Origin of the sequence: Desulfonema magnum (genome assembly GCF_017377395.1) — a bacterium.
Classification (GTDB): domain Bacteria; phylum Desulfobacterota; class Desulfobacteria; order Desulfobacterales; family 4be13; genus Desulfonema_C; species Desulfonema_C magnum.
Genome location: NZ_CP061800.1, coordinates 1,604,336 through 1,628,110, shown reverse-complemented (window position 1 = coordinate 1,628,110; position 23,775 = coordinate 1,604,336). Strand labels below are relative to the sequence as shown.

Sequence of the window (23,775 nt, the reverse complement as noted above, 5' to 3'; positions counted from 1 at the left end):
TCCGAAGACTTTTCGATTTTCTGCAAAAAACCGCTTCGCTCTATTTTTGCACTCCTTTTTTTCCGAAGACTTTTCGATTTTCTGCAAAAAACCGCTTCGCTCTATTTTTGCACTCCTTTTTTTCCGAAGACTTTTCGATTTTCTGCAAAAAACCGCTTCGCTCTATTTTTGCACTCCTTTTTTTCCGAAGACTTTTCGATTTTCTGCAAAAAACCGCTTCGCTCTATTTTTGCACTCCTTTTTTTCCCGAAGACTTTTCGATTTTCTGCAAAAAACCGCTTCGCTCTATTTTTGCACTCCTTTTTTTCCCGAAAACTTTTCGATTTTCTGCAAAAAACCGCTTCGCTCTATTTTTGCACTCCTTTTTTTCCCGAAGACTTTTCGATTTTCTGCAAAAAACCGCTTCGCTCTATTTTTGCACTCCTTTTTTTCCCGAAGACTTTTCGATTTTCTGCAAAAAACCGCTTCGCTCTATTTTTGCACTCCTTTTTTTCCGAAGACTTTTCGATTTTCTGCAAAAAACCGCTTCGCTCTATTTTTGCACTCCTTTTTTTCCCGAAAACTTTTCGATCTGCTGATGGTTACGGGTTTTAAGTTTCAACTCTTCGGATAACGCTCTTTCAAAGTTTTCAAAATATCTTCAGAAAGATTCTGAGACGCGAGCCCGCCGCTTTCCAATTTTTTTATCGAAAAAGCAACAGATTCACCTGTTTCCGTATTAATAAGCCGCATTAGGACAAAAGATTCAAAAAAGGTTCTGTCAGTTTCAATGAACAGAATGAGTTTTGCGTTCAGCAGTTTGGGCTGCAATTTCCTGCCCATGGGAACCAGGGGAGACAAGGCCAGATTTAATTCTTCCAGTACGATATGGAACTGCTTTCGTTCCAGCAATTTAATATGCGGGTATTTATTTTTTATTTCTTTTGCGATGGCAGAGGAAATAAAACCTTCTTTTCCTTGGGAATATGCACTTTTTACTGAATCATATACGATTGCAAGGGTCAGAGGCAATTCATCAGAAGAGAATTCATCAGGGGAAGGACTCGGAGTTATTTCTCTGAATTTCTCAATCAGATGACAGATTCGCTCCTGTTTTTTCCCTGTTTCCTCCGCCATAAATCTCGTTCTCTCAAGCCGGAGCGATTCAGTTATGCTGACATAGCTTAAAAATCCTCCGAATACCAGAAAAATGCAGGCAAAAAAAGCAATCAGCCAGTTCCTCACCTTCTTTTGCTTATGCTCATCGGCCGGCCCGTATCTTTTCGCATCTTCTGGTTTTGGTATTTTTTTTGAAGTCCCGGAAGTTCTCAGCTTTCTGCTGTTATCCCGCGGGGCCGGAATAACAGATGACTCGAATTCTACCGGCTCTTCTGCTTCCTCATTCTGACCAAAATAGCTGAATCTCGGATCTCCGTACAAAAGATAACTTGCCCAGGCAATGGAATCTGCCCCGTATTCTTCTATCAGTGTCAGTCTGGCTTTTTTTATGGCCTCCCCCACGGTGTCACCGGCGAGCAGGTGTTTATAAAATTCAAGCGCAAAATGACTGCTCGGCTCATCCATTATCTCCCAGAACGTCCCCACATAATGCCTCACCCCCGCGAACAAAAAGGCATTGGCAAGCCCGAAAGAACCATTTTTATCTCCCTTTCCCTGACCCGAATCTGAGAACGGGGATAGTTCTTCTTTCCATTCCCATTCTTCGGTACGGGCAGACTGACAGGCATTGGAAAAAACAAGGGCCGGCATTGGCGCGCCGCCGGCCATTTTATGAATCTTATCCGCCTTGAAGACACCGTCTGTGAGTTTCCATCCGCTCACTCCGGGGTCATGCGGATTATAATCCGCATGTCCCGCGAAGTGAACAAAATCGTAATCTTTGATTTTTAATTTGATGCGATCCGGTCTGATGTCGGAATCAAGAGAAGGATTTACCACCATCTCCTCCTGATTCATTTGGTTCGTATAGCGGAATATCTTCATGCCTTCTGAAAGGGCACTGGGGAGATCGCCACCGGGATTCGCCAATATCCACATCTCCAACGGGCCTGAGAGCTTCCGATGACTGTTCTCGGTGACTTTCTGCCGGGTTTTGACATATCTGCCCATGTTGAATCGCTGACAAAGAAAATCATCGCCGATATAGAGCAGTTCCCACGGAATATGAACCAGATGATCATCAAGGCTTAAAATCAGATAATCAGCAGTGCTTATTTCAAGATATTCTTTAATACGCGGTGTCAGCAAATCGTCAGACAGCATCCGGCCCACGGCTTTGAGATTCTCCCCCGCGTCAGAAACTTCTCCTCCTTTTCTGCTTTTTCTGTTCAGGGTTTCCACCATTTTACGGCAATGTTTCTCAACATTTTCCATGGATGCGGATACTTCTTCATAAGTCCACAGGGGACGATCCGGAACATGAATGCCGATCTTCAGGAAATCCTTATCCAAAGTCGCTTCAAGATAGATTGTCTTTTTCATACAGCCCATCCTCACTGATTTCAAAAAAGCAGCTTCCCTTTTCAAAGCCGTTCTGCTCTAAAATTAACTGATAGGATCCGGGAGGGATGTCCTCAAAGCGCACAAAATCATTTCTCAGGTTACGCGCGAAAACTTTCCAGCGGTCCTTTATCAATGTGAGGCTGATATTCTTTCCGTTTTTACCGTCATTAACGACTTTCACTTTTATCGTGGCTTTGTCATTTTCCAACTCTTCGATATAAACCTCTGTTTCCAGATCATCAATTTTCCTTGTTAAACAAATATCATCCGGGGATGATACCGCATGTGACCGAACCGGGGCATACGCGGACACGGGTTGTCGGAATAAATTCGCTACAAATACGGCAATCCGTCTGTAAAAACTGGTGATCAAATCCCGGGACGATCTCCTAAGCTCATAAAATAATCCTGAATGCAGCGGAGGTTCCCGAACAATCTCCGGAAGGCTCAGATGTTTCAGAAAATGTCGGGCAACCTCCTCTGATGCTGGTTTCCATTCAGCCAAGTTCCTATTTTTCATGATACTGCTCGCACTCGCAAATTTTTCAAGACATGTATGACATTCTGCGAGATGCGCCATCATTCGGACCTTGTCCTCATCAGAAAGACTGCCCTCAAAATAGCTCGCAAGCATATCAAAATCTATACATGGTGTTGCCATAGTCCTCTTCCTCCTCTCTCTTTATATATTATACACTACAACACCAATTTTTATACATAAAAAGAAATTTGAAACTTGAAATTTGAAACTCGGAACTCGGAACTCGGAATTCGGTTATCTGTTTTCTAATTTCTGATTTCCATTATCAAATTTTTTAGTCTCTTTTTTGCCCTGGATACAATGGTAGAGGCGGTTCCATAAGATTTATCCATTGAAGCGGCAATTTCTTTTAATGAACGACATTCCAAAAAATGCAGTCTTAAAACTTCCTTATCACGCGGAGACAGCTTTTCCATTGCCCCCATAACCAATCTCAGTTCCTCTCTGGCATCCAGCCTTTCTTCTTCATCCTGTGTCAGTGCTTCTTTGAGTTCCTCAATGGGCATTTGAAAATTCTTTTTTCTCAGGTCAAGCAGTCCTTTTTTCTTGATTTCATTCAGGGTTGTCTGGTTTGCAATCAGCTTGATCCATCCTGAAAGACTGAGCCCTTTTCTGTGATCATACTGTCTCAGCCTGCGATAATCATTTTTAAAAATCTGAAGAAAGACTTCGGTACGCAGATCATCCAGGTCCTCATTGGTATAAGGCACTTTATGAAAAGTTAATGTTTCCCGAACCGTAAAATAAACCAGGTTCCAATATTCCTGAACGAGTTTGTCTGCTTTACCATAGCGTCTGAATTCATTCAGAATTTTCTGTTCTTTTTCCTGTTTCTTTTTTTTCATCGGGTTATGACCCTGTCTCCTGCTCTGATTTCAACATCCTGATCGCTTATAACCACAGTATCATCTTTTCCCATGCTCGCGTCAGTAATAATATCGGTATCAGAACCAAAGCGTCTGCCTGTGGCAGAATTGCGTGCTGGCGTTTTTTCACGATATATGATCACCGGCCATCCTTCTGTTACTTTGGGTGCTGTTTCCGAATCAGAATCCGGAAATGAGTCACCCGGGGACATTGCTTTTAAGCCGGACTTTGGGAACGGTAGGAAAAATTTTTTTTTGTCCGTGATAATGCCATCTGTCAGAGGAAACGCCCTGTGAAATTTTTCAGAGAGTTTTTCTGCCATGGATTTTAATGCGGCACGGTCTTTGGATTCGTCATAGACATCTTTGACTGCCAATATCTCGGATGTTCTGATGTCAATAAGGCGTGCGATAACTTCAATTCCGTTTCCGTCCTCAGATGTGTCAGCCAAAAGCAGAGAATGGGGCATTTTCAAATTTTCCTGATGATATTCAGAGCGTTCAGGCGGGGTTCCGGGAGCATGCGGCACTTGGGATGTCTGAGGCACCGTATCCAGCTCATACTCCTGGAAAATCATTTTCAACTGCTCATGTTCCATCACCTGAAAACGGCTCCGGCTTCTGAAACTCATGAATAAAAAATGCTGAAACCAGGCCCGCTTTTCTTTTCCCATGACCTGGGAACGATTCCAAAACACAGGAAAACTGAAGAAAAATCGCTGAAAGCTGTCTGTTTCCCTGGTCCGTTCAAAGTCATCGAACGGATACATTTTGACTGCATAGCGGTATTTTGATTGTAGTACACTGGGAATCTTTCGTGTAATGAATATTTTTTTTGTGCCTGTCCTGCCGGACGCATCCGTTGCCCTGATGGTCACCATATTTTTCCCCAACCCCAGACCCACGGACTGATTGAAAGAAACTTGAAACTTGAAACTTGAAACTTGGTCATTGGATTTCCAGTTTCCAGTTTCCAGTTTCCAGTTTCCAGTTTCCAGTTTCCAGTTTCCAGTTTCCAGTTTCCAGTTTCCAGCTTCCAGTTTCCAGTTTCCAGTTTCCAGTTTCCAGTTTCCAGTTTCCGGTTTCCAGTTTTCCACCTGTATGCTCAGTTCTCTGATATTGCTTCTGCTTTCTGCCTGTCCTTCAATATCAACATTTTTTTTGAAAACAGTCGCCTGATCCGGCCATCCTTTCAGCATGATCTCCGGTCTGTCTTTGTCCTTTGAAAATGAATGCAGACGGGAATCTCTTATGCCGTTCTGGGCAAGCAGCATCGGAGACTTGTTTTCCGCATTTGTGTATGCTGTTATTGCCGCCTTTGTTTCATTTCCCAATCTGTCCCTGGCCACAAGGATTGCATCTGTTGTGCCGGATTTCAGGAATACTGTAAAAGATCCGTCTGTCTTTCTCGGAATATCTTCATGGCTTCCGTGAGTTTCTGTAAAAAAAGAACTTATCCCGGATTCATCAAGGACACGCCCTTGTATCTTACCGGCACGGAACGATTCTATAAGAATGACCGGGCCGGACCTGTCAACATGAAGAATAATAGCGCATTGTTCTTCACCGCCCAGAAGATTTCGGGCAGTAATATTAATTTTATGTGTGCCCTGATTTAAGGTGAGTTCTTCCCTGAACGTCACCCGCTGTTCAGATGCTTCCATGAAAACGGGTTTGCCTGACAGCATAATTTCCGAAACATATTGTTTATCTTCTGCTGTTCCTGAGATAATGACCGGATCATCCCGGATCCATCTTTCATCACATCCTCCCCGCGGTTTCTGCAATGCCCTGTTTTCCTCTGCTTCTGCTGCCTCAGTCTGGGAATTCCTCTCTGGTTCCTGTACTCCGTCCTGAGAATTCCCCGAGGCTTCGATCTGACTCTCTGGTTCAGATGTTCCGAAACGGGTTTCTCCCTCATCTTCTGGTTTACACGCTTCAGCGTGGGAACAAGGGGGAGATATTATGAAAATCGAGGGGGTACCCGGTTCCAATTCTTTTTGCTGCATGATACGCATGCGTACTTTGTCCAAATAAAAATTGGCCCTTGCAGACGCTTCCTGTTCAATGGAAAATTCCAGTTCGGGTTTGGCAGCTTCATAGTCTCCCATGAAATAATAAGCAATGCCGGTTTCCCGATGGGGAAAATAATCCATGAAATGCATTCCGTAGGTATTGGCCCATCTCTTTTCTCCGGGCCGCCTTTTTATTGCTTGCTTCAGCTCGGAAATCGTTTCAGGATAACATTTTCCTTCCATACAGGACAGCGCGCGCTTGTAATAATCATACCATTGTCCTGTAAACCTTTCAGCGGTTTTGCAATAGTTCTTTTCGTTCTTTTTACAGACAGGACCCGAGGGCACTGCACAGCCCCATAACAGCATCAGAGCCGTCAAGATAAAAAAACATAATATATTTCTGATTATCCCTGTATTAAATTTCAACTTTTCCATCCTTTTTAATAACCAAATACATAAGAAAAGTAATTTTTAATACACATATGTTTTTTAAAAAAAATAACTTTGGTTTTTATACATTATAACAACTTGAAATGATATATTATTTTTAAAAAGGGAAAGGGAGAAATTTGCCGGACGGGGTTTTCTGCCGGACGGGGTTTGCAACCCCGTCCGAAACATTGTTCTGCCGGACGGGGTTTGCAACCCCGTCCGAAACATTGATCAGCGGTGATCCGGAAAATATCTCGCACGGGGTTGCAAACCCCGTGCGGCATCTTTATTTTCTGCCGGACGGGGTTTGCAACCCCGTCCGAAACATTGATCAGCGGTGATCCGGAAAATATCTCGCACGGGGTTGCAAACCCCGTGCGGCATCTTTAGCCTGATGATTCTGCCGTGCGGCATCTTTAGCCTGATGCGTATGGATTTGCCAACCCCGTCCAAAATGTTGCAATGCAATGTGTTGCAACAGGCCATGGATTGCCATTGTTAAATTTTTCTGACTGTATTTTCTATATGTTCAGTAAGCTTTTTTAATATTTCTCTGGCCCCGTCAAAATTGTAATCATTAATCATCTGCTCTAAATTTTCCATCTCTGCTTTAATGTCCTCGGAGATGAAATATGCCTCATTAAGCGCGGAAAAAAGATCCAGGAGCTGATGTTCTGACTCCACCGGGTCAAAATTCTGAAGCCCCTTGTCAAGCTTTTCAAATATCTCGGTAAAATTTGACGACTCATAAATATTATTATTATTTTCAGAAAGTTCAGCAGTATAATTTTCATTAGCTGTTAAGATGAGAAGACTTTCCATTATCTGTATAAAAGCATATTCCACGAAAATCAGCCTGTTCAGTATAATATCTTCGTTTTCACTTTCACACACTTGTTCCAAAGCTTTTGCGGCCGTTTCAAGGTCTGTTGCTGAAAGATTGCCGGCCGCCCCTTTCAGCGCATGAGCCTTTATTTGGGCCATTCTGAACGCCTTTTTTTTGATAAGGTATTGAAACTCAAAAACAAACTTTTTTTCAATCTTACAGAAATCTTTGAGAATATCAACATACACTTTCCATGATCCTCCGACCCGCCTGATACCTTCCTCAATATCCAGACCCGGCACTCCTGACATGCGGCGGGGGGAAGATGGAACAGGAGGGTCCGATTTATCATTATCCTGTATTCGTGAAATATTTCTTTTCAGCACCGCAAACAATTTCTTATGGTCAATGGGCTTGGCGATGTAATCATTCATTCCGGCTTCAAGGCATTTTTCCCGGTCACCGGACATGGCGTGGGCGGTCATGGCAATGATGGGGGTTTTTTGAAACTGGAAACTGGAAACTGGAAACTGGCTCCGAGTTTCCGGTTCCGAGTGCCGAGTGCCGAGTGCCGAGTTTCGAGTTTCCAGTTCCGAGTTCCGAGTTTCAAGTTTCCAGTTTCCAGTTTCAAGTTTCCAGTTTCCAGTTTCAAGTTTCCAGTTTCCAGTTTCAAGTTCCCGAATGGCTTTAGTTGCTTCAATTCCGTCCATATTGGGCATTTGGACATCCATAAAAACCGCGTCGTAATTTTTTCTTTGTATTGCTTTTATGGCTTCAAGGCCGTCTGTTGCTGTATCTACTGAAATGCCTGCCTTTTCCATAATTTCAGTGGCAACCCTTCGGTTAATCGGGTGATCTTCGACAAGCAGCACGCGGACATCCGAAAACGCTTCGGAACAGACAATATCAGCATTATTTTTTGGGGAAGCAATGCTTTTATATCCGAATATCTCCAAGATCGTGTTAAAAAGCAATGACTCATGAATCGGTTTGATGAGATAGCTTTCAATGCCGACCTCCTTGACGCGGCGGATATCTTTTTCCCGGATATAGCCGCTGATGATAATAATTGGCGGTGCCTTGACACGGTTGTCATTTTTTATTATTTGCGATGCTGTGATGCCGTCCATGCCGGATAATTTAAAATCCATGAGAATCAGATCAAAAAAATTCCCTTTTTTGTATTCTTTGTTCCTTTCTTCATAAATCACCAAAGCTGCTTCGGCCGAACGGGCTGTCACCGTCCGACACCCAAAAGATTCAAGGAACTGTCCTATAACAGACAATACCGTTACATTATCCTCGACCACAAGGACATTAAGGTTTTTCAATTTCTCTGTGTCGTCCTGGCCCCGGGTTTCAGCTTCTCCTTGTTTGAGATACCCGTTCCAGGAGCCGGAGGATGTGATCTCAGAAGGGACAGGTTCGAATTTTACCGTAAAATAAAAGGAACTGCCCACGCCTGGTTTGCTTTCCACCCAAATATCGCCGCCCATCATGTTCACAATTTTCTTACAGATGGCCAGTCCCAGACCTGTGCCGCCATATTTTCTGGTGACCGAGCCGTCTGCCTGTATAAAGGCATCAAAAAGTTTTTCCTGAGCTTCCGGCTCAATACCAATACCGGTATCCCGGACACAAAAAAACAATGCGCCGTTATCCGTTGTCACCTCGGAATTGTCAGCCAGGTCCGAACACTTATCCGAATAGTCCGTTATTGACAACTGTCCGGTGTTCCCTGAAAACGGATGGCTGGCCACTGAACACCGAATACATATCTCGCCGTTATCTGTGAATTTGAACGCGTTGGCAACCAGATTTGTAAGCACCTGCCGAATGCGGAAGGGATCCGAAATGATCAGTCTGGGCACGTGGGAAGCAATATCCACAATCAGTTCAGTGTTTTTTTCGGATATTTTTTCAAAGAAAATATCACAGACTTCTCTCACAAGTTCTCTCAGTGAAAACGGCACGTTCTCTATATCAAGTTTGCCCGCCTCAATTTTGGAGAAATCAAGAATATCATTGATAAGTCCCAGAAGCGATCTGGCAGACGTGCGGATGATATTCAGATATTCCCGCTGTTTGCGGTGAGGATCAACACTTATGGCGAGATCGCAGGTGGCAATGATGGCATTCATGGGGGTGCGTATCTCATGGCTCATGTTCGCGAGAAATTCGCTTTTGGCAATATTGGCCGCCTCCGCTTCCCGTGCCAGTTCATGAGCCTGTTTCACCGCTTCTCCGAGGTGGCGGTTGGCAATCTCCAACTGTGCGGTGCGTCTGACCACCCGCCGCTCCAGATCCTCATTCAGCCTGTGAAGCGACTCCTCGGCCTCCTTGTGATGAATCATCCGCCACATACCTTCCATCATCAGTGTGATCTGACGGACATCGGATTCGTCGTATTCGTCCGCCTTGTTTCCCACCAACGCGAGAAGTGCGATTCGCTCCCCTTCGAACAAAGGAACACTCATATAACGGATTATCGGAATATGATTTTCCGGATACCCTTTTTTAAGCGGGTCCGGGGCGGCATAATCATTGATAATAACAGGTCGGCGCTGTCTTATCCCTTCTGCCCACAACCCTGCCTTTTCCACAGGATAAACCATGGTTTTTTTGCTTTCCGGGCATTGTTCCCTGACCTTTTTCGAGCAGGACGATATGATGAAAACCGTTTCGTCCTTGTTTATGAACGCGATATAGCCGATTTCGCTTTTCGTGAGCTGCACTGCTTTTTCAATTGCAAAATCCCTGATCGCCTCCAGAGAGGCATCTGTCATCCGGCTGAGTTCCAACAGGGCCTCAAGACGGGATTCGTCAAGGCGCAAGGACTCCTCTGCTTTCTTTCGCACTGTAATATCTGTCGCGATCATAACCATGCAGTCTTCATCAGCCAGCCTTATGTACCGTGCTGAAATGAGAACATTCAGAACAGTGCTGTCTTTTCTTCTGGCCCGGACTTCGAAGTATTTTATCTCTTGTTTTTCTCTGACCTTGCCAACAATATGCTCCATATCTTCCTGATTTACAAAAAATTTCAGTTCAAGAAGGGTCTTACACAGCGCCTCTTCTCCGGAATAACCGAATATTTTACAAAATGCCTCGTTCACCTGAACCAGATGGCCATCTTGGGTTCTGACGATGATGATCGAGTCAGGAGCGGCTTCCAATATGTGCTGATATCGTTCCTCACTTGCATGAAACTCTTCACTCAGATGACGGACAGATTTTTGCGCCTGATTGTAGCGTTTCGCGTTTTCAATAGCAATGGCCGCGTGGTCCGCGAGGATGGTGAAAAAAAGCTGATCGGTTTCGTTAAAATCAGGGAGCTGATACCCGGAATCCACATATAAGATACCCACCAGCCTGTCACCGAAAAGCAAAGGAGAACACATCACAGACTGAAGTTCAAGCGATATAATACTGTGAGAAAGCGTCTTTTCGTCATCTCCGGGGCTTAGGATAAATACATTTTCCCTGTTTTGAATGGCTCGCCGGACAGTTGAGTGGGAAAACATGGAACTTCTGATGCCCTCCCGGGCCAGAGGAATGTTGTAAACCACACTGGTATCTGTCAGGACTTCTCCTTCCTCACTGGTCAGAGCGATAAATCCCCGTTCTGCCTTCACCAGTTTAACCACTTCTCTGAGTACAATGTTCAGGATGTTCTCCAGGCTGTCCAGAGAAATAATGCGATTGGTGACCGCTTTTAACCGTAAAAAATCCTTTTTACTGAGAGCATTCCATATATGGTTCAGGAATTCAGCAATTCTTTTATCTGCGTCATTTTCATTCAGATAAAGCAAAGTCACTTCGGTGGACAAGTTGATTTCATCTCCGGACATCAGTTTCCTTTTTTTTACTTGTTCGCCGTTGACAAATACATGATTTGCGGAATCTTTGTCAATAATATGATAGCTGTCTCCTTCTTTGATGAGCATAGCATGGAGGCGAGATACTTTATTGGCACAGAAGACAATATTGTTTTCCGCCCCTCTCCCCAGGCTATATTCATTCTTTTTCAGGGAAATTTGTCTGACGATTTTATCGCTCTCTATTTGAATTAAACGGTTCATCGGCAATATCCTTTTTGGAATTGAATATTGAGAATTTTTTTCAATCTTCGGTCTTCAATATTTCTGGTTCGGTCTCTTCCAATCCCACGTCACTGACTTTGTTTTTTGTATCGGGGCACGTCTTTTTCACCTGTTTCTCTAATTCGGATATGATCTCCTCTTCTGACCGGGTGAGGGATCCGGTGATTTCTTCAGCTATCGTTTGCGTTAATGTGGCAGTGTCCCCTTCAACCACTGTTTGCGGTAATGCGGCAGTGTCTGCGTCAGTATTCTTCCGAGGCCCTGTATCGTGTTTTTTCCGAGTAAGCGGTTCCAGCATGGTCATGACCCGGGCTGCCTGATATTTGTTATTAAGAGAAAGGAAAATATCTCTGGCGAGGATGAATCGTTTTTCAGCTTCCTCACGATTATTTTGCTCAAGATGCAGCCTGCCCCGTAATTTTTGGATGAATCCTTTCTGAAGCGGGTTATCCAGCATCTCTGCCAGACGAAGGCTTTGAACCAGAGAGGTTTCAGCCAGGGGATAATCCCCTTGTCTCATCGCCAGTTCCGCGTTTAATTGCAGGAACTGAAGCTGATACAGCGGGTTTTCATAAAGCCCTTTTTTCGCGAGCTGTGAGCCTTTTTCTATATACTCCCTGGCCTTGTCAGTCGCACCGGTTGCAAGACAGGTACAGGCCAGATAAATAAATCCTTCAAGATAGGAATTATCCCGGGTCTCTTCTTCCCGTCGGAGAAACGCTTTAAGATTCTGCTCGGCTTCTTCGTAATTCTTCCGGCTTAAACACAACATCCCCTGAAACAAATAGGACAGCCTTACCTGATAGGGATCAGGACTGGCGCTGACCTTTTCAATATGATTCTCCAGTTGTGAGAACTCGCCGTAATGAAGCGCGCCGTAGAGATAAGAATGTGAAATCCAACATTCAAACCAGAAGACTTTCCCCATTTCCCGGGATAATTGCGAGGCCAGCTGTGTCCAGGTCAGCAAATCTGCCCATCGTCCCGTGAACGCTGCCCTGGCAGTTACGGCGGTCAGGGTGTGCCAGTAAATGGTTTTGTCTGATTTGCCCTGGGTCATCAGTTCACGGATTTTTTCAACATTCGCCATATCCACGGGTCTGCCAAGATAGGCTCTGGCTTTGTCCCGCCAGAACAAGGCCCAGGAATACGCGGGCCAGACATCGGCAGGCAACGTGTCAGAATGCTTTTCAAAGATGCTGATGGCTTTGACCGCGTGATCAAAGCAATTATTCTGATAGCCCTGATACCAATCCACAAGGCAGACCCCTGCCCCGTAAAGTATGGCCCACGGAATTGTGCCTTCCTGAACCTCGCAGGTTCGGATAATCTCAGGGATTTTACACCGGGCAGCGTCGTAATTACCGGTAATGCTGCTGGTGACGATGTATGAGAGGGACAGGCTGAAAACCTTTTCCATATCCTGGTTCTGCGTATGGAAATCAATGGCTTTTTGCAGCCATCGGAGACACGTGGCCGCGTCAATCCAGGCCGCGCTGCTGAACTGAGCCGCTTTTTCGTAAATTTCCAGCAACAGGGCATCCTGCCCTTGGGTCAGCGTACCGGAGTTTTCTTCCAGAAAGCGGGCCGCATTCCGATAATGAGCAAATGCCTCCCATTCTGCTTTATTTTCCTCTGCTGCTTTGGCAGCCTGAACAGAATATTCAATGGCCTTGTTTTTATCGTGCGCGGCCACAAAATGTCTGGCAATGGTGGGAATGAGTTCCTGATGCGTTTCTCCTACTTTTGTTTCGAGAAATGTTGCTGTCTTCAGATGATAATCTGTTTTTTGTTCCTCTGTCAGACGCCCGTAAAGCGCGGCACGTATGTTGTCATGGCCGAACTGATAATGCGCGTTTGTCTTTATGATAATCTGGTGGCGCATTAACGCATCAATCCCGTGGAAAAATCGCTTCTCCTCGTATTCTGAGACAACCTGCCAGCTTTCTAAATTAAGTTCGTATCCGAGAACTGAGGCCGCGTCGGCCAGGGCTCTTGTTTCAATATCTTGACCTTTCTGAAATCACGCTAAAGCCTTATCCAACGTGTGATTATTGGGAATAATACTCTGAAAATGCTCTTTGAAAATTTTTCGGACGTCAACGAACTTCGGGCAGAGTCTGACTAACTTGTTAATGGTCACATTTCGGAAGCGTCGGAGCTTCCTCAGATTCTGCTTCATCATATTGACGACGAGGTATGCGATGACTTTGACGCCGACGCAGGCATGAGCCCCCTTCCGATCTCGGAGATGCATTGCTCCCAGTTCGAGAGTGTCTTTGAGGAGCTTCCGGAATTCTTCGATGCGATGATGGAAGGCGAAGGCATGCAGTGCCTCGCTGCTACGCAGAGGTCGTCCTGCTATAATAAGGTAGCTGACCGCCCGTTTCCCCTTCGGAATATAGAAGACGAGAATAACCTCGCCGAAGGTTTCGCTTACTGCTTCGGTTCGATACACCGGCTGTCCGTCTGTTCCCCATCCGGGAGTAAGACGATCTTTGAAATTTTTCCGCCACTGGCCGGCCTTCCGGATTTCTCCGTCAATTTCAAAGACGTAGTTGTCCTTGCCGCGGAAAATTCCGGTAAGAGTCAGTAAGAGTGCGGGATCGGACGATTCGGCATCTTCGTTCGCAAGGCCGGTGTCTGTAGCTGACGCATCCGATTCGGACGAGGCTTCTTCCGAACATTCACCGCGGCAGAATGCCGCGATATCCTGAGAAAAATATGCCGCATCACCTGTAGTTCCGAGGCGGCTGATGTCAATGCCCGCGGCTTCGAATTTTGCTTCGGCGGCTTTCAGCATCTCCTCATATATCTCAGGCTTGGTTTTAAGCCCCCTGCCCTGTTTGGAGACTATCCGCACGTCGAGAGGGAGAATAATGTCGCCGATTACCAGAATCAGAGCGATCACGTTCTGCCCGTTCGCCACGCGTTTAAGCTGGCCGCTCCACCATTTCCATACATAGCCGAGTTCCGTGGCAATACGGGCAATCACGGAGTCATCGACTGCCATAATCAGTCCGTCCCGGCTTTTTGTGGCATCGCTCATGGTGAGCCTCTCCCGCAGGAGAGGAACAGCGATGCTGTAAAGGTGATTCTGCAGGAACTTACGCCAGCAGTAAACACTGACGTTTTTAACACGGTCATAGGTGGCGGTTTTCGGGAGTCCGAGCACCTGCATAACCTGGTAAACATTGTCCGCTCCGAGAAATACCGCCATGCTGATGAGAAGAAGGGTTTCCATATCCTCATCAGGCATCCGGCGGAAATACGGGCGGAGTATTTTTCCGAACTCCTCGGCGGCACGAAGCATTTCTTCGGTAAAATGTTCCTCAGCGGTTTTCGTTGTCATAATAAGAACCTCCTTATAATATCGGCACCCGGAATCAGGGCGGTCAGAGGCTCGGACATATATTTCCGAACCGTATATTTGTACAGTATATCACGAAGTCCGTCGTATGCCAAGAAAAATTTTAAATCCGAGTGTCTGACTACAGATTCGCATTCTTAAAATATAAGCTGGTTTCAAACGCATTTTCATGAGATTAATTTATGTAAACTCAATATAAACAGCATGTTAATTTCAATACTGGAAAGGTCAAATATCCAGTTTATTTGTCCTGAGAATCAGACGTTCCTCCAATTTTGCAGGTAAGGACAGGGTATCAGGATTCACCGGCTCTGTCCACTGATTCCCGGATTTTGTCAGATGCCCCTGGGTGATCATGTATCTCAGAAACTCAATCAGATCAAAAACATTGCCCCCGCAGTTTCTGAAGCAGTACGCGGAAAACTCCTCAGAAACAGCAGACGGACTGAGCAGGTTTTCAATTAATGTGCGGACCTGATCGCGGTCCAGGGGCGAAAGTTCCAAGTAATCGCTGAGGGACTCCTCATGCGTATGCCACAGCGGGGAGGTTTTCTCAACCTCGTCATTTCTGAAACTGGCGACAATGAGCATCCTGAATTTTTCTTTACCGCGGATCAGTTCGTTCAGCACCTGAAGGCTCATCAGGTCCATCCAGTGCAGATCATCGAGGAACAAAACCAGAGGGGCAGTATGGGTCACGGAAGCTATCCGGAGTGAAACTTGAAACTTGAAACTTGAAACTTGGTCCGGGTTTTGCGTTTTGAAATTCAGATTTTCATCCTGCTCGTCGGAAAGGGGAATGAGATGCTGCATAAGGGCATTCATCCAGCCATAGATATGGTTTCCCGCGACCTGGCTGTTAATATACAATGATCGGATACCTTCCAGTTCCGTGAGAATTTTCATTTCATTGAGGAGCCTTGTTTTTCCCATACCGGCCGGCCCGCCAATGAACAATGACGCGCTTTGTCCGTTTTGGAATTGTCTGAGACTGAATTTAAAGGTCCTTATTTCTTCCAGCCGTCCCACAAGTTTGCTGCTGTACAGGTAGCCTTGTTTCAGTTCTGATGTTTCAATAACTTCTTTTTTTCCGGCCAGATACTGCAAATCTTCCAATACTTCTGAACAATCCCGATACCGGCGATCCTTGTCTTTCTCCAGGAGTTTCATGATCATTGCACTGACTGACACAGGGATATCCGGGCGAATATTCTCCGGTTCAGGAGGAACCTGTTTCAGATGCCCCTGCAATATTTCTTTTTTACTTCCGGTAAAAGGACGCTGTCCTGTCAGAAGTTCATATCCGATAATTCCCAGCGAGTAAAGATCCGTACCTTCATCAATAATACCGCCCAGAATGACCTCCGGTGCCATATAATAATAAGTGCCTGAGACGTTGCCTGATGCCAATATGCCGAGCTGACTCATCAGCCCGTAATCCAGCAATTTCACAGAACCGTCATCCAGACGTTTGATATTGTCGGGTTTAAGGTCACGATGCACATATAAACGCGAGTGAATATACGCGAGAACCTGGCATATCTGAATGAGCATATCAACGACCTGCTCAACAGAGAGGTCAGATAACTCGGAAAGATTCTTGCCGGAGACAAATTCCATGGTGATTATGGGAATATTTTCCTGACTCATTCCGAATTCAAACACCCGCACAATGTTCGGATGCCGGAATTCTGACATAATACGAAACTCATTTTTGAATCCGAGTATGGCAGCAGGTGATTCTGTATGACGCAGGCTCATCTCTTTCAGCGCAAGGTTTTCGCCCCTCACCGCATCATAGACCTTATAAACACTTCCCATCCCGCCATGACCAATCTCCTCCAAAATTTCATATCGTTTCCCAAAAGGGGAGGCTTGGTATTTTTTCATGTGATTTATCTCCCATGTAAGTACCTGACCAAAATTTTTGTTGTCACTCGATGCTCAAGTTTTTTTCTGTCATTCCTGCGAAAGCAGGAATCCACTGCTCCCGGAATCGCCGTATATGCCCAAAATGGATTCCTGCTTTCGCAGGAATGACAGGCTTTTTAGTCGAACCGGGTCAAAAAACTTGAACATCGAGTGTCACAGACCTCCGATGTTTTGAAAACCTCGGAGGCCTTATATCCGATCAATCTCACTTATGCGGGGCGGGCAAAGCGCATTTGCCGGTCGGCAGGGATTCATTTTTTGCGCGTTGCCCCCCTGCCATAGCAGGCATTACTCTTTCCTTGCCGAGAGAATTTCCTTTTCAGATCGCCAGGAATCAGGACCCTTGATTTCAATCAGTTCCTTGTAAACAGGGAAGGGATAATCAGGATCGTCAGCCACCACCCCTAAGTAGGACGAACAACTGAGCTGGTTATCAATCTTTCGGAAAAAAAGTTTCCCCCGTGTTGTATCCACGGTTAATCCTGTCAAAGCATTCTTTACCATTTCACTGTCAATATCACCGGCTTTTTCAATCCCCTGTTTCAATATATAAACAGCGTCATATTCCATTACAGCCCAGTCACTGGGATAACGATTATACACAGCCCGGAAGCTTTTCACAAAATTCTTCATCATGGGGACATCTGTATGCGCAAAAAACGGGGCGCGGCAAAGTCCGATCATGTCCCGGGGAATTGTGTCCGCCTGGCTGATAAGTTCGGACACACTGATCAGTGAACCGGGGTAGGGAATTTTTTTGAAAAAGTTAAGCGTCTTGGCTGCATTCATCCAGACCATGTTATCCCGGGAGGCCAGGGACCCATAGACAAAATCGGGTTTCAGAGACATGATCTCCGTGATATAGGAGGCAAACTGATTCTCTCCCGGACGGGGCCATAATTTTTTTATTAATTTCAAGTCAGGCGCGACTTTTTTCAAGTGACGAACAAAATTCATCTGGGTTGTTTTTCCCCACTCATAATCCGAGGCAATAGTCACATATTTTTTCCACTCTTTTTCTTTGGCCAGACGGGCCACACCCAGGGCCACCGCATTGGCCTGCATAAAACTGTTGGGAACCACTGAGAATGTATAAGGGCTGAAATCCTTCAGAGTGATATTTTCCGAATTGCTGATCGCGGCAATGTGAAGAATTCCATGCTCCTTTGCCACAGGCTTGATGGCCATGGCACAATCGCTGGAATATGTTCCGAGAACACACCGGACATTGTTGTAAAAAATCATGGCTTTTGTCTCCCGGACAGCCGCATCCGGCTTTGTGCCGGTATTGCGGATAAAAAGCTTTATGGGATATTTTCCCATAAAGCCCCCTCTGGCATTGATCTCTTCAACAGCGAGCTGGATCGCGTCAATGCCGTCTTTACTGTAAAATGCTCCGGTACCGGTGAGGGGAAGGGCCACTCCCAGATGATAAAAATCTTCAGCATGAACCTCGTTGCTGATGAAGCATATGTTGAAAAAAATGCAAGTGATAATCAGAGCAGTGAAAACTTTTGTTAAATTTTTCATCTTTATCCCTCCTTTTGAACCAGGTTAAATGTTAGCAACTCCAAATCTTCCTGAAAATCTTCTCCGTATTCCAGATTGTCTTCGTCTTCCGCGTCATAAATCCAGTTTACAGAGATGCTTTTGCCTTTTCTTACTGCCTCTTCCAGCATTGTAAAAAAGTCCAGCAATGTTTTTGAAGAACTGCTGTTAAAATAAGTGAGATCAATGTTCACGGTGCATTTTTTGTCATCTAGCTGTTCAAGATATTCCTCCAGCCAGGAAAAAACAGGGGTGTAATATTCGGAAATGTCCGCGGGGTAGGACCTCCCTCTGATTTCAAGGAGATTGTTTTGGCAGTCAAAAAATATGTCAGGAGTGCGCTTTGTGGCTTCAATCCTCAGTTGGTCCATTTTTACCTCCGTTTAACTCAACTAACTCTTTTTAGATGAAATATGAGTTGTTCTCATCAATTTTATTAAAAAACTCAAATGTAACTGCCTGCCAGTGATGCAGAGCAGGCAAAGCATATTCTCCGGTCAGCAGGAGATTCATTTATTTGCATTTTACCTGCTCTGTATCGCTGATAATTCCGAACCTGACCCGCTGAATTTCCCCATCCAGCGGGAGTATTTTCGATTATAGGCAGATCGAAAAGTCAGGAAAAACGAACTTGCCGCTGTTCGGTTCAGAATGACAAATCCGAACCAAACCTGCCCGGACTTCCCAGTCCTTCGGAAATTTTTTCAATTATCCTAAATTATATATCGTATTCACCTAATTCAGACTTTTCAACAAAAAAATTTTCATTTTATAAAACTCGATAACCAGGTTTTTGATCCGGATCGAATAAAAAGCCTGTCATTTCGTTTGACTGGGGCTTCGGTGAACTCACGCCGAAGCTTCTGATCGAAGGCTCACGCCGAACGGAATGACGAAAAAACTTGATTATCGAGTAAGGGAACTCGAAATAAACAATATACCGATACAAAAAATGTAGGGTGGGTGGAGCGAAGCGCAACCCACCGCACTTGATTATCGAGTAAGGGAACTCGAAATAAATAATATACCGATACAAAAAATGTAGGGTGGGTGGAGCGAAGCGCAACCCACCTTGTGCGGTGGGTTGCGCTTCGCTCCACCCACCCTACACCGGGTATTTTATTTTTGGGGAAATCCCTAAAAAGAAATTCATTTTTATTAGCAAAGGATTTCCAGACTTTTTTTGCTTTGCCTCTTTATATACGCTGTGTTATATTGCGATACTTCGGATATTTTTTGCAATCTGTTCGGAATCTCCGGCGCATGCAAACCCGCATTGACAAACTGCAAGTTTGTCACTCCGGATAAGGGGACGCGATTTGTTTCAATCCATATATAATAAGAGATACAACTATATGAAAACAAAGCATAATATTAACTGTTTAATCCTGTTCCTGGCGGTCTTCTTTTTTCCTTTCCATCAGGGGTATTCAATGGACATAAAAAAGATTTCAGAAAACTGTTCAAAAACTGTGGTTCTTATAAAAACAGACAAAGGAACCGGAACCGGGTTTTTTATTAATGCTTATGGCACAATTGCAACTTGTTATCATGTGATTCAGAACGCGAATGCGATCAACGTGAGATGGAAGAACAGGCTGACACATGCTGAGGTGATTTACATTGAGAAGAAACACGATCAGGCGCTGTTGAACATATTTGAAAAAAATACGCCTTATGTACAGATTCAAAAGCATATTGCAGAACGTGTTTCCGACAAACAACTTGTAGATCCTTCGGATGCTGTGGTTGTTATGGGCTATCCTTTCGCATCAGAAAAAGTTAAGATAAGTAACGGAAAAATAAATGATATCTATTATAAATACGAAGGAAATCTCCCATTGTCAGGTGTGCTTGAAAATGTAACATATAAGACAGACCTTGTCCTTCATCCCGGAAATTCAGGCAGCCCGGTGTTTGACACCTACGGAATCGTTATTGGTATGGCATCCGCAAAAGTTGACACAAGCAAAATTTCTTCACTTTCTCCTAAGCAGGAGAAGGATAAAAAAGTATCGGGAATGAGCTTCATCAACTCCCTGGATAAACTTTTGTCTCAGAACAGACTCCTGTTTCAGGCGAATTTTGAAAAAAAAAAGACGGTGCTTTACAAAGAACTTGAAGCCTGCCTTGAGCATACAAATCCTTACTATTTCAGATATTCAGATTGTTTTTCAGACACATCAGGCTCATTTTATTACGAATGTCCTCATAAATCCTGCGGAATGGCTGAATATAACGATATATTCAGTGGCAGTTTTTTTGACATACCGCTGTATGATTCCTGCAAGCCTACGATTATTCCTCGTCATTTTTTACCCCACCCCCATTCTGAAAAACTTTATCTGTTCTTACAGAAAATTGCAAGCAACGCTGAACTGAAAAAATTCATTACAGACAGAGGGTTAACATTAAAAAATGATTGAAGTTTTCGTTTATATATGGTAGGTTATAATTAAAAAACCGCGCTGATGATGACACAATCATGTGTAATTCTTTTATCACTCGATGATCAGGTTTTTTTTTCGGTTAGCTGAATTTAGTGACACTCAATGATCAAGGTTTTTGACCGGATTTGAACAAACAGCCTGTTATTTCGTTCGACGGCTCTCCCGATTCTGCAAGAACAAAGAACGGGGTGAAACCTGCGAAAGCAGGGAACTGTTTTCTATAGATTTTACGAATCCGGAGGCAGTGGATTCCTGCTTTCGCAGGAATGACAGAAAAAAACTTGAATATCGAGTTTGCAAGAACAAAGAACGGGATGAAACCTGCGAAAGCAGGGAACTGTTTTCTATAGATTTTACGAATCCGGAGGCAGTGGATTCCTGCTTTCGCAGGAATGACAGAAAAAAACTTGAATATCGAGTCTGCAAGAACAAAGAACGGGATGAAACCTGCGAAAGCAGGGAACTGTTTTCTATAGATTTTACGAATCCGGAGGCAGTGGATTCCTGCTTTCGCAGGAATGACAGAAAAAAACCGGATCATCGAGTATTATTCTCTTCTTATACAGAATCCTTGTAAATGAGGCATGTTTCATAATTTCCTATGCAAAAACAGAGAATCTGATGACCAATTATCATTTTCCGGACAAAAATAAAAAAAATGACTGAAATGAGCAATGAAAATCAAAAATTCAAAATATTAATTGTTGATGACGCGCCGATTAATATGCAATTTGCAGCGTGTATTTTAGAAAGAGAAGGATATCATCTGATGTTTGCCTGGGACGGCGAAACAGCCCTTGACTTGGTGAAATCCGACAGGTTTGATCTGATTCTTCTGGATATAATTATGCCGGGGATCAACGGATTTGAAGTCTGTCGGCGATTAAAGAAAAATGATGCAACCCGGGATATTCCTATTCTGTTTCTCACCTCAATGACAGAGACCGAAAGTCTTGTAAAAGGTTTTGAGATCGGCGCGATGGATTATGTGACCAAACCTTTTAATGAAGCAGAATTAGTCGCCAGGGTCAAAACCCATTTGGAATTAAACCGGTCAAAACAGGAACTGAAAAAAACAAATGAGAAACTGATTCGGGAAATCGCAGAACGCAGGCAGGCTGAAACACAGTATCGGAATATGTATGAAAACGCCGTCCAGGGGATGTTTCAAAGCACGCTGTCGGGAAAAATTCTCAGCGCCAATCCCTCCTATGTCCGCATTATGGGCTGCAGCCTGCCTGAAGAAATTCTCACAAATGAAGATATAAGCAAAGAATTTTATTATAATCCCGAAGACCGTGAGAAGATGATCGCATCCCTGAAAAAGAAAAAAATATTAACGAATTATGAATTGAGAATCAGGCGTAAAGACGGAACACCGGCATGGCTTTTGCTCAATGTTCGCCTGGCCACAGATGACAAAGGCGAACCTTTTATGGAGGGGATTGTGACAGACAATACTGCCAGAAAGCTGGCAGAGGAAGAACTCCGACACAGTGAAATGACGTTTCGCTATCTGGCCGTGCATGATAATCTGACAGGTCTTTATAACACCCGATATCTTTACCAGGTTCTGCCTGAACTCATCCGAACCAGCGTGTCAGACAACACACCGCTTTCCCTGATTTTTATGGATATAGATAATTTCAAACACACGGTGGACACTTATGGTCATCTCAATGGCAGCCAGGCGCTTCAGGAGGTGGCGGAAACCATTCGGGAAACCCTTACGGAACCTGCTTACGGCGTGGCTTACGGCGGCGATGAATTTGTGGTTGTTTTGCCCGGATTTGACAAAAAACAGGCCATAGAAAAAGCCGAAGAAATCCGCGCCCGGATGCGAGAGACCGTTTATCTCTCAAACCGGGGCCATCATGTGAAGCTTCGGGCAAGCTGCGGAGTTTCAGCCTATCCGGACGATGCCGATGATATGACCCGTCTGCTCAGACTGGCGGACAAGGCCATGTTCAATATCAAAAAAAAAGGGAAAGATGCTGTGTGCGGATGTGAGGAAGTGGTCTGACAATTCAGCATATGAGCAGTTGTCATAACAGGCAACTTAACGGATTAAAAAAACATGAAAAACTATAGCATCTTAATAAATAAGGAAACATATGAAAAGGTAATATCTTATATTAAAGCGATTGAAGCCGGAACCTGTGCGGGAAGATATTTGCAGGAAAAACTGAAGGATAAGAATGTGTTTCAAATAAGTCCTGTGGAATTTATTGAATTGCTTATCAGCACCAAACATCCCCAGATTTTTGCAGAGAGTGCTGTCTGCGGTGACGGGACGGACTGGAATCAGGATGAGCTTTCGATATTAGGTGACATTAATATCGCTGTATTGGTGACGGTGTTTGACAATGCCGGACATTATCATCCTGAAGTGCATAAGGCTCCGTTTAAGGCGACACTTCTTTTTATTCCGGGCGCATTATTACGGAACGGTAAAAACAATGTCCCTGCTGACTGGCAGGAGGTTACAAGAAATGGGAAAATAAACCCGGAAACATATTATCAGCTCTGTGAAAGAAGATTATTACCATCATTCATATATGCAAACAAGATTGCAAAGAACAAAGGCAAAATGGCATTTATAACTGTTCCGGGTCTTGGCTGCGGTCACTTTGCAGGAAAGTTCAGAGGCCGGCTGGGCCGTGAGCTTAAAAACACACTGATAAGTTTTTTGGAAAATCATGGTGCCGACCTTCCAAATATTAAAGCGGTGTATTACGATCCCTATCGGGAATGCGAAAACGAAAGATATGAGATAAATGGGACAGTTTTTCTTGTCAGGCCCTTAACCAAAGGAAATGAAAACAAACATCAGCTATGCAAACCAAAAAATTATGAGGAAGAAGATGATGAATTCGCTGATTGTGAACTTTTCAGTTTCGTGGCCTGGGACCATGTGTCATGGCCTGGTAATGATTTCTACGCAGGTTACAGAGCGACGGACGACGGAGTAAAAGCTGCGGCTACGAATTCAATGGCGGTAATGACGGGTGTCGAGGGGAAATATGATATTTCAACAAATCAATATAATCCGCCAGCAGAATATAAAAACTGGCAACAAGTAATATTGAAAAACAAGGTTCAGATAGAAGTGAAAAACAGTCTCTTAATTTTATAGTATCAGTAGCTCGAAAAAATGCTAAAAATATGCCGCCCTTACAGGGCTTGG

General features: G+C 44.4%; 13 protein-coding genes. 3 read left to right on the top strand and 10 right to left on the bottom strand.

Features of this window, described 5'->3' with window-relative positions; translation table 11 throughout:
- Window positions 1-597 precede the first annotated feature (597 nt).
- From dnm_RS06505 to dnm_RS06460, 10 genes are all read right to left on the bottom strand, one after another.
- Window positions 598-2,481, bottom strand: a complete 1,884-nt coding sequence (locus dnm_RS06505) for a CHAT domain-containing protein (RefSeq protein WP_207681873.1) — start codon at window positions 2,479-2,481, stop codon at window positions 598-600.
- Window positions 2,459-3,163, bottom strand: coding sequence for a zf-HC2 domain-containing protein (locus dnm_RS06500; RefSeq protein WP_207681872.1), 705 nt, complete (start codon window positions 3,161-3,163; stop codon window positions 2,459-2,461). The genes dnm_RS06505 and dnm_RS06500 overlap by 23 nt, the downstream gene beginning before the upstream one ends.
- A gap of 125 nt (window positions 3,164-3,288) precedes the next feature.
- A complete protein-coding gene (locus dnm_RS06495) occupies window positions 3,289-3,888 on the bottom strand; it encodes an RNA polymerase sigma factor (protein ID WP_207681871.1) in 600 nt (199 codons plus the stop codon).
- Complete coding sequence (locus tag dnm_RS06490; RefSeq protein WP_207681870.1) at window positions 3,885-6,353, bottom strand: hypothetical protein; 2,469 nt, start codon at window positions 6,351-6,353, stop codon at window positions 3,885-3,887. The genes dnm_RS06495 and dnm_RS06490 overlap by 4 nt, the downstream gene beginning before the upstream one ends.
- A gap of 504 nt (window positions 6,354-6,857) precedes the next feature.
- Window positions 6,858-11,267 (bottom strand): response regulator, encoded by a 4,410-nt coding sequence (locus tag dnm_RS06485; protein WP_207681869.1) that lies wholly within the window; start codon window positions 11,265-11,267, stop codon window positions 6,858-6,860.
- A gap of 40 nt (window positions 11,268-11,307) precedes the next feature.
- On the bottom strand, window positions 11,308-13,173 hold the full coding sequence (locus dnm_RS06480) for a tetratricopeptide repeat protein (RefSeq protein ID WP_207681868.1): 1,866 nt from the start codon (window positions 13,171-13,173) through the stop codon (window positions 11,308-11,310).
- 138 nt (window positions 13,174-13,311) lie between these two features.
- Entirely contained in the window at window positions 13,312-14,640 is a 1,329-nt protein-coding gene (locus tag dnm_RS06475) for a hypothetical protein (RefSeq protein WP_207679484.1), read from the bottom strand.
- A gap of 246 nt (window positions 14,641-14,886) precedes the next feature.
- Window positions 14,887-16,548 (bottom strand): serine/threonine-protein kinase, encoded by a 1,662-nt coding sequence (locus dnm_RS06470; RefSeq protein ID WP_207681867.1) that lies wholly within the window; start codon window positions 16,546-16,548, stop codon window positions 14,887-14,889.
- Between the two features lie 330 nt (window positions 16,549-16,878).
- Window positions 16,879-18,120: an ABC transporter substrate-binding protein gene (locus dnm_RS06465; protein WP_207681866.1), complete on the bottom strand. Its 1,242-nt coding sequence runs from the start codon at window positions 18,118-18,120 to the stop codon at window positions 16,879-16,881.
- A 2-nt stretch (window positions 18,121-18,122) separates the two neighbouring features.
- A complete protein-coding gene (locus tag dnm_RS06460) occupies window positions 18,123-18,509 on the bottom strand; it encodes a DUF1987 domain-containing protein (RefSeq protein WP_207681865.1) in 387 nt (128 codons plus the stop codon).
- Window positions 18,510-19,571: 1,062 nt separating this feature from the next.
- On the opposite strand from dnm_RS06460, the gene dnm_RS06455 reads away from it, so the two are divergent.
- The 3 genes from dnm_RS06455 (at window position 19,572) to dnm_RS06445 (ending at window position 23,724) form a co-directional block, all read left to right on the top strand.
- Window positions 19,572-20,564, top strand: a complete 993-nt coding sequence (locus tag dnm_RS06455; protein WP_207681864.1) for a S1 family peptidase — start codon at window positions 19,572-19,574, stop codon at window positions 20,562-20,564.
- Window positions 20,565-21,255: 691 nt separating this feature from the next.
- Window positions 21,256-22,611 carry a diguanylate cyclase gene (locus dnm_RS06450; RefSeq protein ID WP_207681863.1) on the top strand — a complete coding sequence of 452 codons (1,356 nt, stop codon included), beginning with the start codon at window positions 21,256-21,258 and terminating at the stop codon, window positions 22,609-22,611.
- A 54-nt stretch (window positions 22,612-22,665) separates the two neighbouring features.
- Window positions 22,666-23,724: a hypothetical protein gene (locus dnm_RS06445; RefSeq protein ID WP_207681862.1), complete on the top strand. Its 1,059-nt coding sequence runs from the start codon at window positions 22,666-22,668 to the stop codon at window positions 23,722-23,724.
- Window positions 23,725-23,775 lie beyond the last annotated feature (51 nt).

Coding starts and splice junctions, on each gene's coding strand:
- dnm_RS06505 (WP_207681873.1), bottom strand. CDS start 2,481: ATGAAAAAGACAATCTATCTTGAAGCGACTTTGGATAAGGATTTCCTG.
- dnm_RS06500 (WP_207681872.1), bottom strand. CDS start 3,163: ATGGCAACACCATGTATAGATTTTGATATGCTTGCGAGCTATTTTGAG.
- dnm_RS06495 (WP_207681871.1), bottom strand. CDS start 3,888: ATGAAAAAAAAGAAACAGGAAAAAGAACAGAAAATTCTGAATGAATTC.
- dnm_RS06485 (WP_207681869.1), bottom strand. CDS start 11,267: ATGAACCGTTTAATTCAAATAGAGAGCGATAAAATCGTCAGACAAATT.
- dnm_RS06480 (WP_207681868.1), bottom strand. CDS start 13,173: ATGCGCCACCAGATTATCATAAAGACAAACGCGCATTATCAGTTCGGC.
- dnm_RS06475 (WP_207679484.1), bottom strand. CDS start 14,640: ATGACAACGAAAACCGCTGAGGAACATTTTACCGAAGAAATGCTTCGT.
- dnm_RS06470 (WP_207681867.1), bottom strand. CDS start 16,548: ATGAAAAAATACCAAGCCTCCCCTTTTGGGAAACGATATGAAATTTTG.
- dnm_RS06465 (WP_207681866.1), bottom strand. CDS start 18,120: ATGAAAAATTTAACAAAAGTTTTCACTGCTCTGATTATCACTTGCATT.
- dnm_RS06460 (WP_207681865.1), bottom strand. CDS start 18,509: ATGGACCAACTGAGGATTGAAGCCACAAAGCGCACTCCTGACATATTT.
- dnm_RS06455 (WP_207681864.1), top strand. CDS start 19,572: ATGGACATAAAAAAGATTTCAGAAAACTGTTCAAAAACTGTGGTTCTT.
- dnm_RS06450 (WP_207681863.1), top strand. CDS start 21,256: ATGAGCAATGAAAATCAAAAATTCAAAATATTAATTGTTGATGACGCG.
- dnm_RS06445 (WP_207681862.1), top strand. CDS start 22,666: ATGAAAAACTATAGCATCTTAATAAATAAGGAAACATATGAAAAGGTA.